At 40.7% G+C, this 16,686-nt stretch carries 16 protein-coding genes; 8 read left to right on the top strand and 8 right to left on the bottom strand.

Annotation, left to right across the window (positions count from 1 at the left end):
• The 4 genes from F899_RS08950 (at position 1) to F899_RS08965 (ending at position 3,486) form a co-directional block, all read left to right on the top strand.
• The gene (locus F899_RS08950) at positions 1-450 is read left to right on the top strand and encodes a MaoC family dehydratase (protein WP_004895014.1); all 450 of its coding nucleotides are present in this window, start codon (positions 1-3) and stop codon (positions 448-450) included.
• Positions 451-602: 152 nt separating this feature from the next.
• Positions 603-1,631: an AraC family transcriptional regulator gene (locus tag F899_RS08955; protein WP_005222283.1), complete on the top strand. Its 1,029-nt coding sequence runs from the start codon at positions 603-605 to the stop codon at positions 1,629-1,631.
• Positions 1,632-1,703: 72 nt separating this feature from the next.
• The gene (gene gcvH, locus F899_RS08960) at positions 1,704-2,078 is read left to right on the top strand and encodes a glycine cleavage system protein GcvH (RefSeq protein WP_004809515.1); all 375 of its coding nucleotides are present in this window, start codon (positions 1,704-1,706) and stop codon (positions 2,076-2,078) included.
• 229 nt (positions 2,079-2,307) lie between these two features.
• Positions 2,308-3,486, top strand: a complete 1,179-nt coding sequence (locus tag F899_RS08965; RefSeq protein WP_005222285.1) for an MFS transporter — start codon at positions 2,308-2,310, stop codon at positions 3,484-3,486.
• A gap of 57 nt (positions 3,487-3,543) precedes the next feature.
• Here the strand turns inward: F899_RS08965 and F899_RS08970 are convergent, their stop codons facing one another.
• From F899_RS08970 to F899_RS08990, 5 genes are all read right to left on the bottom strand, one after another.
• Positions 3,544-4,752, bottom strand: a complete 1,209-nt coding sequence (locus F899_RS08970; protein WP_005222287.1) for a PilT/PilU family type 4a pilus ATPase — start codon at positions 4,750-4,752, stop codon at positions 3,544-3,546.
• Between the two features lie 410 nt (positions 4,753-5,162).
• Entirely contained in the window at positions 5,163-6,341 is a 1,179-nt protein-coding gene (locus F899_RS08975; protein WP_005222289.1) for a PilT/PilU family type 4a pilus ATPase, read from the bottom strand.
• Between the two features lie 243 nt (positions 6,342-6,584).
• Complete coding sequence (locus F899_RS08980; RefSeq protein WP_005222290.1) at positions 6,585-7,634, bottom strand: 3-deoxy-7-phosphoheptulonate synthase; 1,050 nt, start codon at positions 7,632-7,634, stop codon at positions 6,585-6,587.
• Between the two features lie 521 nt (positions 7,635-8,155).
• Entirely contained in the window at positions 8,156-8,686 is a 531-nt protein-coding gene (locus F899_RS08985) for a hypothetical protein (protein WP_005222291.1), read from the bottom strand.
• A 205-nt stretch (positions 8,687-8,891) separates the two neighbouring features.
• Positions 8,892-10,004 carry an S-(hydroxymethyl)glutathione dehydrogenase/class III alcohol dehydrogenase gene (locus F899_RS08990; RefSeq protein ID WP_004895024.1) on the bottom strand — a complete coding sequence of 371 codons (1,113 nt, stop codon included), beginning with the start codon at positions 10,002-10,004 and terminating at the stop codon, positions 8,892-8,894.
• Positions 10,005-10,127: 123 nt separating this feature from the next.
• Between F899_RS08990 and F899_RS08995 the strand changes: the two genes are divergently transcribed.
• The 3 genes from F899_RS08995 (at position 10,128) to F899_RS09005 (ending at position 12,960) form a co-directional block, all read left to right on the top strand.
• The gene (locus F899_RS08995; protein WP_005222292.1) at positions 10,128-11,684 is read left to right on the top strand and encodes a phospholipase D-like domain-containing protein; all 1,557 of its coding nucleotides are present in this window, start codon (positions 10,128-10,130) and stop codon (positions 11,682-11,684) included.
• A gap of 185 nt (positions 11,685-11,869) precedes the next feature.
• Positions 11,870-12,307: a hypothetical protein gene (locus F899_RS09000; protein WP_005222293.1), complete on the top strand. Its 438-nt coding sequence runs from the start codon at positions 11,870-11,872 to the stop codon at positions 12,305-12,307.
• Between the two features lie 125 nt (positions 12,308-12,432).
• Positions 12,433-12,960, top strand: a complete 528-nt coding sequence (locus tag F899_RS09005; protein WP_051005992.1) for a hypothetical protein — start codon at positions 12,433-12,435, stop codon at positions 12,958-12,960.
• A gap of 143 nt (positions 12,961-13,103) precedes the next feature.
• On the opposite strand, the gene F899_RS09010 is transcribed toward F899_RS09005, so the two are convergent.
• The 3 genes from F899_RS09010 to F899_RS09020 form a co-directional block, all read right to left on the bottom strand.
• On the bottom strand, positions 13,104-13,688 hold the full coding sequence (locus tag F899_RS09010) for a uracil-DNA glycosylase family protein (protein WP_004895032.1): 585 nt from the start codon (positions 13,686-13,688) through the stop codon (positions 13,104-13,106).
• Between the two features lie 35 nt (positions 13,689-13,723).
• The gene (locus tag F899_RS09015; protein ID WP_004895034.1) at positions 13,724-14,434 is read right to left on the bottom strand and encodes an SGNH/GDSL hydrolase family protein; all 711 of its coding nucleotides are present in this window, start codon (positions 14,432-14,434) and stop codon (positions 13,724-13,726) included.
• A gap of 313 nt (positions 14,435-14,747) precedes the next feature.
• Positions 14,748-15,809: a fatty acid desaturase gene (locus tag F899_RS09020; protein WP_005222294.1), complete on the bottom strand. Its 1,062-nt coding sequence runs from the start codon at positions 15,807-15,809 to the stop codon at positions 14,748-14,750.
• 270 nt (positions 15,810-16,079) lie between these two features.
• Between F899_RS09020 and F899_RS09025 the strand changes: the two genes are divergently transcribed.
• Positions 16,080-16,610, top strand: coding sequence for a hypothetical protein (locus F899_RS09025; protein WP_005222298.1), 531 nt, complete (start codon positions 16,080-16,082; stop codon positions 16,608-16,610).
• Positions 16,611-16,686: the final 76 nt, after the last annotated feature.

Genomic DNA, 16,686 nt, shown 5'->3' on the forward strand with positions numbered 1-16,686 from the left:
ATGTTATATCTGGAAGACCTGCAGATTGGTGATGAGTTTAAAAGTCGTTCTTACCGCATGAGTAAGGACGAAATTCTAAAGTTTGCTCATGCCTATGACCCGCAGCCGTTTCATGTCGATGCGGAACAGGCCGAACAGCATCCGATCTTCCGGGGTCTGGCCGCCAGTGGCTGGCATACTGCTGCGGTGGTCATGCGTTTATGGACCGAATGTTTCCCGGTTGCTTATGGTCTGATTGGGGCGGATTCGCATGTGCGTTGGCCCTGCCCGACCCGCCCTGATGATGAAATCCGGGTGATTGTGACCATCACTGATATTCAACCTTCCAAACGCAAACCTGATCGTGGCATCGTTCGCTATGAAACACAGGCCTTGAACCAGCAAGATCAGGTTCTGTTTAATTCAACCACAAATATTCTGGTATTTAAGCGAGAATTTACAGCAGTTTAGTTTGATTTTTACCCACATTTCAGGCTAATCTGCTTGAAGTGTCTGGGTAAGGCTCAGCATTTTGTCCAACAATTTTAAAGATAAAACTGGCTAGTTCATGCCAATATGGGCACATAAATAGAAAAAATTTGACTGAGTGCAACGGATCGCGCATGAAGATGATTGTTCCACGCCAAGACCAAGGCATCCCGGGTGTTTATGGTCTTTTGCTTCTCGACGTTATCTCCCGCTGGGGCTATAACGATGAGTCGCTATTCAAACCTTTTGGGCTAACCAGCGAACAGCTGGCAGATCCTGAGTTCCGAATTCCAACTGCCATTGCCAATGATATGGTTAAACACGCACTCAAGCTGACTGGTGAACCGACCTTGAGCTATCACCTTGGCACACAGATGCGTATTTCCATTCATGGCTTCATTGGCTATGCCATTATGACGGCAAATAATATTACCGAAGCTTTGGTGCTGGCCAACCGTTTTATTCAGTTGCGTTTGCCCTTCCTGCAACTGTTCTTCTCGACCTTTGGGGTCAAGGCCACAGTACAGCTACAAACTGATATTCAGATGGAACCGCTGCGTACTGAAATTTCAATCGCCCTGATGATCGGTCTGATCAGTATGGCTAAAGCCATTACCGGGATCAGCGATGCAACCGGAGAAATCGATTTCGATTTTAAAAAGCCGGAAGGTTTTGAACGCTTTATGGTGAAATTCCCTACGCATCAGTTCCGTTTTGAACAGCCACATCTGTTACTTAGCTTCGATAAAAACTATCTGATGAATAAACTGGTGCATGCCGATCCGATCGCCAGCCAGATTGCGATTAACCAGTGTGAAGCAGAACTTTCCGCACTGGGTGAACGGCATCGTATTGCCATGCGGGTACGGGATATTCTGACCAATTCAGAACAGCATTATCTTAGTATTGAAGCAGTCGCCGACCGTCTGCATATGTCGGATCGCACCTTGAAACGTCAGCTGGCCGCAGAAGGCACTTCTTTCTCGACACTGGTCGATGAAGTACGTTATCGTCATGCAACTTCCCTGCTTTCACGAACAGACTTCACTCTGGAACAGATTGCCGATGAACTCGGTTATAGTGATGTCGCCAACTTCAGTCGTGCCTTTAAACGCTGGAGTGGTCGTAGTCCAAGCAACTGGCGTAAAGATCCGTATCTATAAGCCTTTTGTTTTGCAGCAAAAGAATGTATAAATTATGTCAAAAATGAACCTAAGCGATTTAAGGAGTTATCAATGAATCATCCTTCAGAATTAAAGTACGCAAGTACACATGAATGGGTACGCATTGAGGGTGATCTTGTGGTGACCGGTATTTCTGACCATGCACAGGATGCTTTAGGTGACCTGGTCTATGTTGAAGCGCCAGATCTTGATTCACACGTGACTGCAGGTCAGCAAGCAGGTGTTGTCGAATCTGTAAAAACTGCGTCAGATATCCATGCGCCTGTTTCTGGTATCGTTGTTGAAATTAACCCGGCACTGGAAGATGATCCGGATTTCATTAATGATGACCCGTATGGCAAAGGCTGGATTTACAAAATCAAACCAGATAATATCGCGGATGTCGAAAAACTGCTCAGCAATACTGAATATGAAGCTGGGCTTTAATTTAACCTGCTTTAAGAATCAGCCTGCGGGCTGATTTTTTTATACCTGATTTTTTAAGACCTTTTACATATTAAAATGACACCACATTTGTCGTTTTTTATTGTATTATTCACATAATCTCCCATATAGTCTTCGTGACGCGCTTCGTTGCTGAATATCGCATTCAGCATGTTCCATAAAAAAATACTAATTTTGGCCTAGCGTCTCACATTAAAATTTCTGGATCATGATGAACGCAACTGTAACGCCGTTGTGGACAAAGTCCTTTTTGCTTTGTCTGGCAAATAATCTGTTTTTGTTTATTTTTTATTTTGCTCAAACTACGATTTTACCGATTTATATTCTTAAAGAACTTGGGGGCAGCGTAACCCAAGCCGGATTAACCCTGACGCTATTCATGGTTTCTGCGATCTTGATCCGCCCATTTAGTGGTTTGATTATTGAAAAACTGGGACAGCGCCGTACTTTAATTATCTCGGCGACGATGTTCTGTTTTATTGCTTTTGGCTATTTATTTATTAGCAATATGACCAGTTTATATATCCTGCGTTTATTCCATGGGGTCTGGTTTAGTATCCTCACTACAGTTTGTGTTCCTGTGGTAAACCAGTTTATTTCGGATAGTCGCCGAGGCGAAGGCATGGGTTATTATGCCATGTCGGTAAATCTCGGAATTGTACTCGGCCCCCTCATTGGCCTAAGTCTTATTCCTTATTTAAGCTATACCATGGTGACTGCTGTACTGGTAGCCATGATCTTTATCGGTTATATCTTCTGCTTTCTAATTCCGGTGCAAGAAGTCAAACAACCAGACAGTGAAGCTGAAAAAAGCAAGTTGGGTTTAAGTGATTTTGTTGAGAAGAAATCCCTGACCGTTGCCTTAATGGTCATGATGATTTCCTTCTCATATGCCAGCATCATGTCCTTTATTGCCCCCTTTGCCAGTTCAATTCATCTGATGCAGTACGCAGGCTTATTCTTTGTGGTTTTTGCCATTTCCATGATGAGCTTACGCCCGATTACTGGCAAAATTTATGATCGTAAAGGTCCACAATATGTAATTTATCCTGCGGTTCTTACCTTTAGTCTGGGGCTATTGGTTTTAAGTCAGATTCATAACCTGACTGGATTTATGTTGGCAGCCGTACTGATCGGATTAGGTTTTGGCAGTGCTCAACCTTGTTTGCAAACTCTCGCCATTCAACGTGCTCCCAAGCATCGGATTGGCTATGCCACTTCGACTTTCTATACCTGCTACGACATTGGCATTGCTATTGGCTCATTAGTCGTTGGGATGATGATTACCAAGCAAAGCTTTAGCTTCGCCTTTATTATTTGTGCCGCTCTAACAGCTCTGAGCCTGCTGTATTTTAAATTCGTGGTTCAACGTACAACTGTTATAGCTTAATCCAGTAATAAAAACCGACCCTATTTCATGTCGGTTTTTAGTTTAAACGCCTAAGATTTATGAGCTTTGTTCTGTGCTACTGGTATCTTCATCCGCTTCATTGTCCGGCTTTTTCTCTTCCACCATGCTAAATGCGGTGGCCGTGTTATTCATGGCTGGATTAGCACGCGTACTTTTCAGTTTGATTTGCAGACGAAGTTCATTGGTCGAATCAGCATTACGCAATGCTTCTTCATAAGAAATCGCACCTTCATTATAAAGATCAAATAATGCCTGATCAAAGGTCTGCATACCAAGTTCACGTGATTTACCCATAATTGCTTTTAATTCATGGAAATCACCTTTCAGAATAAGATCTGATACCAATGGTGTATTCAGCATAATTTCGACCGCGGCACGACGCCCCTTGCCATCTTCAGTACGGACCAAACGCTGAGAGACAATCGCTTTCATATTGGAAGACAGATCCATCAATAACTGATTACGGCGTTCTTCCGGGAAGAAGTTAATAATCCGGTCGAGCGTCTGGTTGGCATTGTTGGAATGCAGCGTCCCCAGACAAAGATGCCCTGTTTCGGCAAAGGCAATTGCATGTTCCATGGTTTCCGTATCCCGGATTTCACCAATCAGAATCACATCGGGTGCCTGACGCAAGGTATTTTTTAAGGCATTATGCCAGGAATGGCTATCTACACCGACCTCGCGATGGGTGATCATTGACTTCTTATGTTTATGTACATATTCCACCGGGTCTTCTACGGTAATGATATGGCCTGCTGAGTTTTCATTACGATAATCAATCATCGCAGCAAGCGAAGTCGACTTACCTGAACCTGTACCGCCCACGACGAGTACCAGACCGCGCTTTTCCATAATCACATGCTTGAGTGACTCTGGTAATTTTAACTTCTGGAAATTCGGAATTTCTGCAGTGATGGTCCGGATCACCATGCCGACATTGAGCTGCTGCTGGAACACGTTGACACGGAAACGTGAAACGCCCGGTACAGTAATGGCAAAGTTACATTCTAGTTCTGCTTCATATTCTTTACGCTGCTTTTCGTTCATCAGTGCATAGGCAAACAGTTTGGTTTTTTCTGGGGTGAGTTCCTGTTGCCCAAAAGGTTTCATTAATCCTTGATGTTTGATACTCGGAGGAAAGTCTGCGGTAATGAACAAGTCTGAACCACCATATTCAACGACCTTGGTCAGCATATGATGCATAAACTTACGTGCTTCTTCTAATAACTCTTCTGCCGTAAACATATTTTCCTCTGTAATGCACAATGGTATAAATCTTCAAAAAAAGACCCATATCAATATATTTTGATTTTATTGTGCAGCGTTTTTTCAAAAGGCTCAAACACATTTGATTTATAAAGATAATTTTTTCAAATAATTTTGTGACCTGATTCAAGAAAAATAAAAATAAAGGGAAATGATCTTAATGAAATTAAAATCTAATAGTTATAACTATTGATAAACTAGAGTCCAGATTTTAGAAAAGTAAATTGGGAACTCATCGAAATGAATCCGTCCACATATTTTTTTAAATAAGGAAATTAAATTAAAAATCTTGGTGGCTAAAGCTTTATGAGCTTTAAACCACCGCTGAAAAATTATCATCCAACTTAACTGCATTTGAATGCAGCTTGATTTCAGCAAAATGTTGTATGTCAGATTCTGGAAAGTGTAGTTTCCTTAGACTGTTCCAGTATCCTCATTTTACTTCCTTCTTCCTGAAGAGCGGGATTGATGCGACTACTCTTTAATTTGATCTGCAAACGCATTTCATTACTTGAATCTGCATTACGCAAGGCTTCGTCATAAGAAATAATTCCCTGGTTATACAAATCAAATAATGCCTGATCAAAGGTCTGCATGCCGAGTTCACGCGAACGCGCCATAATAGTTTTCAACTCGTAAAAATCTCCTTTACGGATAAAATCAGACACCAGTGGCGTATTCAATAAAATTTCAACGGCAGCTCTACGGCCTTGCCCATCCTCGGTACGGATCAAACGTTGCGAAATCACAGCTTTCATATTGGCGGATAAATCCATTAATAACTGATTGCGGCGTTCTTCCGGAAAGAAATTAATAATTCGATCTAAAGCCTGATCGGCATTATTAGAATGCAGGGTGGCCAAACACAGATGACCGGATTCAGCAAAGGCAATCGCATGCTCCATACTTTCGGTATCCCGGATTTCACCAATCACGATTACATCCGGGGCCTGACGCATGGTGTTGATCAGCGCGTTATGCCAGGAAACACAATCTACGCCAATTTCACGTTGGGTAATCATGGACTTTTTATGTTGATAGACGTATTCCACCGGATCTTCTATGGTAATAATATGTCCTTCAGAATAGGTATTGCGGTGATCTATCATGGCTGCCAGTGTGGTAGATTTACCAACACCTGTCGCACCTACAATCAGAACCAGCCCACGTTTTTCCATAATCACTTGTTGCAAAGAGTTTGGTAGTCCTAATTGCTGAAAGCTTGGAATCTCCGTAGTAATGGTTCTGATTACCATCCCAACATTATGCTGTTGCTGAAAGACATTGACCCGGAAGCGTGATACACCCGGTACACTGATACCGAAATTGCATTCCATCACTGATTCAAATTCCTTGATCTGTCGTTCATTCATTAAAGCATAGGCAAACAAACGGGTTTTATCCGCTGCCAGTTTTTGCTGACCAAAAGGTTTCATCAAGCCCTGCTGTTTGATACTTGGTGGAAAATCTGCGGTAATAAAAAGATCGGAACCTCCATATTCAACCACTTTGGTCAGCATATGGTGCATAAATTTACGTGCTTCATCGAGCAATTCGGGTGTATACATATCCAGTTCCCTCAGATCCTGTTCATCGCGCGATATAAAACGGTTTGATGCAGATCCTGAAAAATTATTGTTATTGTGAAATCACTTATTTTCTGATGTTTTTATAAATATATGTTTATTGATTATTATTCTGTATGTTCAACATAGTAAAGGTGCTGATCGAAACTTTATCAGCAGTCTTCCTCTCTGTAGCATTCACTCATGCCTTTCCCTAACAGTCTGAGGAAAGGCATGACCGTAAATTTAAGCACTACGCTTTAAACCTTCCAGTCGCAGTGAATCTATCATATTTAACAACAGTTGTTCGGTTTTTGTCCAGCCCAGACATCCATCTGTAACCGACTGTCCGTAAACCATACCATTTGAAATTTTCTGATTGCCATCAACCAGATGACTTTCCAGCATCACACCGCGAACATTGGTCTGTAAGCGTTCTGCCACGATCTGCTCTAAAACCTCTGGTTGTAACATCGGATTTTTGGAACTGTTGCCATGGCTACAGTCAATCACTAATGCTGGCAATTCCGCTGAATGTTTGGCTTTGATTTTCTCGATTTCAGATAACTGGTAGTTCGGACCACTATTTGATCCACGCAGAATCAGATGGGCTTTTGGATTACCTTTGGAATTTAAAATACATGGTAAACCCGATTGGCTCATGCCCAGGAACTGATGCGGATGAGAAGCTGACTGAATCGCATCTAAAGCAATCTGAATCGAACCATCAGTGCCATTTTTGAAACCGATGCTGTATGGCATATGGCTGGAAATTTCGCGGTGGATCTGAGATTCACTGGTACGTGCACCAATCGCACCCCAAGCTAGTAAATCATCGAAGTATGCCGTCGCCATTGGACTAAGGATCTCCGAAGCAATCGGTAAGCCCATGCCAATAATTTTCAGGTAAAGTTCGCGAGATTTTTGCAGACCTAACTGCATATTGGATGAACCATCCAGTACAGGATCGTATAGGAAACCTTTCCAGCCGACTGTGGTACGAGGCTTTTCAATGTAAGCACGCATGACCAGGAAAATCTGATCAGAAATTTGAGCCTGTAACTGTTTTAATTTTTCTGCATATTCAAGTGCCGAGGCTTCATCATGGATGGAGCATGGTCCGGTAATCACCATCAGACGGTGATCTTTACCCTCTAGAATGTTCTGTATGGTTTGTCGCTGTCCGGCAATCTGTTCAGCCAATTGTGGAGACAATGGCAATTGTGCTTTCAGTTCTGCCGGCAGGCTTAATAGAGTTTCAGTTTGCTGTTGTTGTGATGTAATAACGCTATTCATGACTTTCATCCTTTGGACTGATCAATACAGTCCGAACTTTTATTTGAGCTTTATGGGTCTATGTGTCTGGGTGCTAAGGTTCATCAACTGGTTAAAGTAGAACCAATAAAAGTTGCTAAAGTATGAATAATTAAAATAAGTCATGGCTGTCTCCAAAATTAGTAAATATAACAAGCATAAAAAAACCTGATCAGGGTTGCCGATCAGGTATAAACTGGGTGGGCAACCTTTTACTTGCCCGAACGCATTCAGGCAATCATCTAAACTGCCAGAAATAATAATAAGCGTTTGAGTTTACAGGTTGCTTGAGCATGTTATGTCATTTATAAAAATGTGAATATGAAATTTAAAATACGCGGTATATCAGTATTTGACAAGTAAAAATTGTAAAAAAAATATTTATTAGTGTAGCTATTTTTATTTATCAATCCACGTATTTGTCATAGCTATACCAAAGTTTGACAAGATCTGAAGCTACTTCAGACCTTGTCAAGATTCAGTGACTCATTATTAAAGCAGAATCAACGTGAAACACGGTTCCAGGCATCGCGGATCGCATATTTAGCCTGCTCCCAGTTCAGACGCGACTCGCCTTTTACCTGTTCCCATTTGATTCTTAAATCGGATTCGACATCTTCAAAACGGGTGTTAGCATCATAATGGGCACGATTTTCATAACCGACCTGATACGCCGTATGATAATCACGATCATAATCCAGATCGCTATAACTTGTACGTGCTTCAGTATAATAAGGCGTATTTAATGAATTTTCACGCCAATATGCTTCTTCTTCGGTTGGGTTTACCACTTCACCTACACCATGACCCGCTAACCCGCCAACCACTGCACCGACTACGCCACCGACAGCAGTTCCAACCGGACCAGCAGCAGAACCAATTGCTGCACCTGCAGCTGCACCGCCTGCAGCACCGACACCTGTACCTACCGGATGCGCACCCGGTTCACCAGTAATTGGATCGGCATTTAAATCATCACGTACTTCTTTTGGAGAATTCTTGATTAAATCACGATCAAAATTATCATTCGACATAGAGCTTATCCTTATTGTTGAAAATGGTTTTCTTAACGCATATCAATATGCTTTCACCACTATAAAGCTCTGAGCCAAAATGACTTTAGAAGGCTTGTGCGGATTCAGTTAAGCTCTGTGAGGGTTTAAGAGGCAAATGTATCCAACTTAAAATAAATAAACATAAAAAAGACCGGTATTTACCGGTCTTTTAAAATTGATCCGCTTAGTCAAAATGAATCACTGTACGGATCGACTTGCCTTCATGCATCAGATCAAATGCTTCGTTAATCTGCTCAAGCGGCATGGTATGGGTTACAAATGGTTCCAGCTGGATATCACCTTTCATAGCCTGCTCAACCATTCCTGGCAATTGTGAACGACCTTTTACGCCACCAAATGCAGTCCCCATCCATTTACGGCCAGTCACGAGCTGGAATGGACGAGTCGAAATTTCCTTACCTGCACCAGCGACACCAATAATGACTGATTGACCCCAGCCACGGTGTGCACATTCCAGTGCAGAACGCATTACGTCGACATTACCGATACATTCAAATGAATGATCTACACCCCAGCCTGTCATTTCCACAATGACTTGCTGAATTGGCTTGTCATAGTCTTTTGGATTTAAGAAGTCGGTTGCACCGAACTGTTTTGCCAGTTCAAATTTATCAGCATTGGTATCTACTGCAATAATACGGCTGGCTTTGGCTTGACGGGCACCTTGTACCACTGCCAACCCGATACCACCCAGACCGAATACTGCAACCGTATCGCCTTCCTGTACTTTTGCTGTGTTATGTACTGCACCAATACCTGTAGTGACACCACAGCCTAATAAGCAAACGTGTTCATGATTTGCTTCCGGATTGATTTTCGCCAGAGAAACTTCAGCAACCACGGTATATTCAGAGAATGTTGAACAGCCCATGTAATGGTAAATTGGCTCGCCATTATAAGAGAAACGCGTGGTACCATCCGGCATTACCCCTTTACCCTGAGTCGCACGTACAGCAACACACAGGTTCGTTTTGCCAGATTTACAGAACAGACATTCACCACATTCAGCAGTATATAGAGGAATCACGTGATCACCCGGTTTTAAGCTGGTGACACCTTCACCCACTTCAACCACCACACCTGCACCTTCATGGCCCAGAATTGCCGGGAATACACCTTCAGGATCTTCACCAGATAAAGTGAAAGCATCAGTATGACACACGCCCGTATGGCTAATTTTTACCAGAACTTCGCCAGCTTTCGGTGGTGCGACATCAACTTCAACGATCTGTAATGGCTCGCCTGGACCGAACGCTACCGCTGCACGTGATTTCATTTAAAACTATCCTTTGTTTGCTGATTTAACAGATGACTAACAGTAACCTCTTTCTATTCTGAGATTCAACCATTAACATCTTTAATATGGGAAGAATAAAGCCAAATAATTAATGGAAACTCAATGACTCACCGAACTAAAACACTTTGTATCAGTTTTATTAGCTTATCCATTTTTTTGACAGGCTGTGAGTTAGATCCAAACATATCGACTAAAGCAAAAATTACACCGGTACAATCCCAACACTGGATTCAAAAAACCGAAGCCCGGGAAAATGTTCAGGAAGGTTTAACCGCTTATTTGCCGCTATATGACGGTTTTATGAGTATTGCAGCACGACTACACCTGATCAATCACGCCAAGCATCATCTTGATTTGCAATATTATATCTGGAACGATGATTTTATTGGTAATCTGGTATTGTCCCAGTTGCTGAATGCCGCTGATCGCGGAGTTAAAGTGCGGCTATTAATTGATGACCAGAATGGTACCCAGCTGGATGATAAACTGCTTGCGCTGAGCCAACATCCTAATATCGAAACCAAATTATTTAATCCTTATAAATTTCGTCACTTTCGCGCCCTAGATTATGGGCTGCGTTTAAAGAAAGTGAATCACCGTATGCACAATAAATTGATCATTGCCGATGGCAGTGTGGCTGTCACCGGTGGCCGCAATATCAGTAGTGAATATTTTGAAGCCAGCAATGATTTTCAGTTTACCGATGTCGATATTTTCTTTGCTGGCAATGCGGTCACAGATGCCAACCAGTCTTTTATCGACTTTTGGAATGATACGCTGAGTTATGATATCCAGCAGATCTTAGAGGAAAGGTCTAAACCGGATGATTTGGTTGAATTAAGAAAATTATTTGCTCAAACCCGTTTGGATGCCAAGGAAACCCAGCGTCGCGTCAATATTGCCGAGCAACAAATTGCCAAACAATTACAGTCACAACCTGTGCAATGGGCCAGTGCGCACTTTGTTGCCGATTCCCCCAGAAAAGCACGTCACACGATAAATGATGAAGACTTCATCTATACCCAGATGTTAGATCTGATGGGTGAACCAAAAAATCAGTTAGACCTGGTGTCTTCCTATTTTGTTCCCACCCAATGGGGAACGGATTATCTGAGCAAGCGTGCCCGAAATGGCTTGAAAATTCGAGTTGTCACCAACTCATTTTTGGCGAATGATGTGCCTGTGGTACATGCCTACTATCAGCAATACCGTAATCAATTACTCAAAAATGGTATAGAAATCTGGGAATTTAAACCTTATATCGAACGTCGGGAACCTACCTGGTATGAGAAAATGACAGGTAATGTGATTCCAGCTAAAAATAAAAACAGCTCCAGCCTGCATGCCAAGTTTTTCAATGCGAATGGCAAAGTCTTTATCGGCTCTTTTAACTTTGATCCCCGTTCAGCACGCCTGAATACTGAAGTCGGACTGGTGATCGAATCAGAGAAGCTTCAAAATGAAATTGCAGCCTCACTAGATAAATATCTGCCACGTATTGCTTATCAACTTAAGCTGAATGATAAAGGGGAAATTATCTGGCTGGACCAACAGAAAGACGGAAAAATTTTAAAATTTACCCATGATCCTGAAACAACCCGATTCCAGCGTTTTATGATGCATTTAGTCACGACTTTCCCAGCTGAATGGGCAATGTAATGACAAACAGATGACGAAATTGAATTTCCATCTCATTTTAAAGATTGTTAATTTTAGGATTAATTGAAAATCGTGCAGGTTTTAGACGTTTATTCGATCAATACGGTCATGATCTATACCATAGCTCTAGATTGCCTTAAAATTACACTTTTCCAGTTTTCGCGAAGTTTTTTCGCCACACTCCCATGCAATTTTTTGATTTAAGCCGCCAGTTTAAGTTAAGTGATATCCTTACACCAAACAAAACCCTTCAAGAATTATCCGCTCAGGAGTGGTTTCTCGCCAAAATCCGTGTAGAGCATGACTGTATTTCTGATACAGAGGTGATTGAAGGTCAGGCTATCATCCAGTCCAATGAAAATATCCAGATTGAACTGGAATGGCTGATTCAGGATTCTGGCTATGATCTGCAGGTGCTGTTTAAAGGTGTAGAAACTGAAGTTAATGAAGAAACTTTGGTCGTCGTCAAAGGTGCAAAACTGGTTGATGAGCAGCAACAATTACTATCTTCACAAGCTTTGAGTTTATGGATCGATGGCACGCTGTTGCCTTTATTACCGAATATTCGTCGTGAAATTAAATCCCGTTTAAATCTTTGGGATTATGTGGAATATGATAGTTAATATTTAAAGCCATCACTAAAACATTTAAGGGCGATTCAATCGCTTTTTTTATTTTAAAATTTCTATAGAGATGAATGGTAAGTCGTAATGTCTCGGCAATTTTATATATGCTCTATGCTATGTTAATGAAAATAATAAAAAATGAAGATAACCTTATGATGGTAAATATTCAGCCTCAAGATTGGCTTAAGATCCGGAATGTCTTTGCTGATGCCCAGCGTGCTGCCATGCACTGCTCGGTATCTACAATCACCTCTGATGGATTTCCTACAAGCAGTCCCATCGGCACTTTATTTTTACATGAATATAAACCCACAGGCTTTTTCTTTGACCGCTACTGTACCAGCCTGAAACAGAACCTTCCACATAGTTCGAAAGCGTGTATTCAAGCAGTAAATAGTAGCCAGTCATTTTGGCTAAAATCTTTAATGAGCGGTAAATTTAGCAGTTATCCAGGAGTACGTTTATATGCGGAAATCAGTGAACTGCGACCTGCAACTGAAACTGAACTGGAGCTGGTCCATCGCAGAATAAAACTATTAAGATGGACCAAAGGCAGCCGCCTGATCTGGTCTGACTTTAGCCATGTTCGGGATTTTCAGGCGCATGGTTTTAAATGGGTGGAATATCCACAAATGATGCCGGATACATAGATTTAATACTTACTATTAGTTGGTAATTAACTATAAATATGCATGCATTTTATTTTCTTAATCCCAAAATGAAATATGTGCTTCAATCAAGATAGATTTAACGTAAACAGTATAAGTATTGCATTCACCTTTATTGCTAAAACCTAAATCAGTCCAGCATCTCTAAACAATTGCCGATAGGCTTCCGCCTTTTTCTCCAAAGCCAATGGATAGGCTCGTGATGATGATGGCATTCGATAGAGTTTTAGTTCACGTCCAGCAAAATGTGCTTTACTCGGCTGCCCGATAGCAGGTTTTTCTGTGCCTTCAGGCATGGATAGCATCAGGGTTTCGGTCGCTTTATCGCCTGTGGTCATAATGCTATGACATAAAGGCATCTGAACAAGCAGTTTGTTGAGGTCAGTTGGCGTAACAATTTCCAGAAATTTATCTGAAGCATTCCCTTTCAATCGCCGGATCTGATACGCCGTATCAAAAATCGCAATACCTTTTTCCAGCAAAAATTCCCGAATCAGCATCTCCTGAAAATTCTTATTGGCAATATCCAGAAAGTAATCTTTATTATGAAAGAAAATTAAACCAAATATCCGCCACATATCATTTTGATAATTTGGATAATAGAAACGCATTTTCCAACGTGTTTCTGGTGGCGGAAAACTGCCCATCATCAGAAGTTTGGAATTTTCCGGTAAAAAAGGTTCTAGAGGATGGGTTTCAATATCCGACATAAAATTCCACTAAATTAGTGTATAGAAATTCTATTCTAAAATTTTTGGCGGATTTTTGTAGCAACTTCCTGTCCCCAAAGCGTATAAACTTCTTTACTCGGGTGAAAACCGTCTTTGGCCATTTCCAGATTGAGTGCCTGATATTGTTTGATATCGTACTCAATCCACTGCATATTGGCTTTCTTGCTGACAAATTTCTCCAGCTCAGAGTTCATGGCTTTGGCATAATGACCAAATAACCAAGCTAATGGATTTGGTAAAGCCGGGAACATGTTCATTGGTGGAACACCGGCCGCGATAATTAACTCAGGACTAAAGCGACTTTCAATCGCCTGATAAAGTTTCTGCTGCTTTTTAATCCACACATCTGCGGGTATCAGCTTGGTAACATCATTTACACCGACTGAAGTCACTACAACATCATAGTGTTCAGCCGGAATTTTTTCTAATACGCGAATGACGTTGGAAGTCGCATCTCCCGTTTTCGCCTGAAGTTTCCAGCGAATCTGATAATCTTGCTGGAGCTGACTTAAGATTGCCCCAGTTAATGCGTCTTCTTGATGATCTACCCCGACACCGGCTGCTGCCGAATCTCCAACAATCAGGATGGATAAAGGTTTCCCTTGCCCAATCAAACCTTCGCGTTCCCCAGCAGGTTCTGGTAATCGTAGCGTTTTTTTCTTGACGCGATTACCCTGGATGACTAGAGCAGGTATTAAGGCAATCGTAGCAGCTTTGAGCAACATAATGGATTAATTTATATAAGGATAGGATTAATTTTACCCCAGTTTATAATCTTCAAGTAACAACTTAATAGTCACTTTTTATGAATATTCACATATTTATATTTCTATCCATTTCTATGCCTTGTTCCCTAATAATGGCTGTAGTATTTTAAAAAAGTATTCGCCATTATTATAAAAAACAATTAATAATCAAAAAATTAAAACACAATATCAATATATACCGCTTAAAATTCTTCTTAATAATTCTGTATTAAAATTAAAGTATAGAAATAAAAAAATCCCGCTTATAGCAGGATTTTACTTCATTATTATTTTACTTAGCTTTGATTTCATTCCAGCGATTTAAACGACGGAATGTTCCAATATCATTAAAGCGCACACCTACTTCTTTCATGACTTTATGTGCGGTCTTGGCAGTCATATGACGGATATAAAATGGCTCTTTTACGACAAAATGATGGATCGCATGTGTTGCACCAAAGTTAAAGCAGAATAGCTGAAATGGCATCATCCACCATGGGTTCAAGACTTGGGTTTGTTTGATTACATCACGCGGGTCAATATCGCCGTAATAATGCATATTTGAACTGACAAACTGTAAACTAAAAGAACGGATAAAGTTGGGAAGCACCCAAATGACTGCCATTAAATTAACCCATGGCATGGCCTCGATTATGCTTTGTGACCACAGCATTTCATAACCAAACATGGGTACGATCGCATTGGAAATATGAAATACTGCAAATACATAACACAAACCGTAGTAAACAATACTTAAAGGCAAAAAGCCAAGCAGCTGTGAAATTTGTGCAATTTTACGTTCTTTTTCAGGCTGCTTTTCCAGAAACAGGTGGATCATTTTGAACATCTGAAATGGCCGCAGATAGACTGACATCAACTGGTCACTGATCACTAAAATACGTCGAGTCCCCCACGGCATACCATTACTGATACCACGTTCTTCCAAGTCACTTTCAGTCCCTGAATATTTATGATGATGTAGATGCAGGCGACGACGTGCCCACGGTCTGATCGTATTCGGACGTGCCAACCATACCAAAGCCAGCATTAAATGATGTGCCCATGGCATTTTTTTGAAATACATGTAATGGATCAAATCATGTTCCAATTCATGTGTTAAGGATGCAAATATGGCAATCAGTGGAATGGTGATCCATGCGGTCAGATATCCATAATAAAAGGCCAACGCAGATATAATCATGCCTGACCAGGCAAAAGTCAGAATACTCGCACCAATGAAATTTTGATGTTTCAGGATGGGATATCGTGCTCGCAGGTCCTCGCCAGCCTGCATGACCACAGTTCTGACTTTGGCAATCCGCTGCTGACTGGTCATATCCGAGGATGAAGACATATGTACAACCTTTAATTTATGGACAGGTGTACATTAAAGGAAAATACGGAAAATAAAAGTTGATATCTCTAGTTTTCAAAGCAGGATGTTTAGAAAAACAGCAGTTGTTACAAAATAAATTTCACTCTAATAATATTGTATTTTATTTAAGCGATTTCACTTTTAAATAATTTAGTAGATATATTCCTAGACTAAAGGTGAATTTTCATACATATAAAGTTGAATATTAAAATATAACTTCATTTTTTTCCAATAACTTAACTTATATTTATGAAAATTAAATTAGCTATTTTAGCACTAACTCTAACTGTTAGCTCAACGGTTCTCGCGGAAGGTATTAATTGGGGAAAAGTTAAAGATGGTTTATATACTTATGTTTTAAACCCAATGCTTCAGACTAATAATCCTGAATTAATGAGAGGAAAAGTTATTGGTCAGGAGACTAATACAAAGCCTCAAATTACCGTAAATATGACAGCAGGGCAAATCATACATGCTTTAAATTATTACGAAAAACAGTATGATCAAAAAATCGCTGAGTATGTTCAAGCAAATCGGGATGACCTACATTTTAGTAAAAAGACAAAAATTTTATGTGAAGCAGAAAGTGCAGCTATAGCTGCTATAAATGTTATGCAATTAGACGCTAACAGGAATAGAAAAGACCTACCTGCTTCACTACTAGCCACAATTTCGGAAAAACACAACTACTATGATGAGCAACGTAAAGAAATGGTGTATGAACAACAACGTCTTAATCAGTCTAATGTAAATTGTTTTGACTATTTCCCATATCAATAAACATATCTAAAGGAATATAGAGTCAGAATCTATATTCCCTTTAAATGATCAAAATTTTATTAAATATTTTGATTTA

The sequence above is a fragment of the Acinetobacter sp. CIP 101934 genome (assembly GCF_000369585.1).
Classification (GTDB): Bacteria; Pseudomonadota; Gammaproteobacteria; order Pseudomonadales; family Moraxellaceae; genus Acinetobacter; species Acinetobacter schindleri.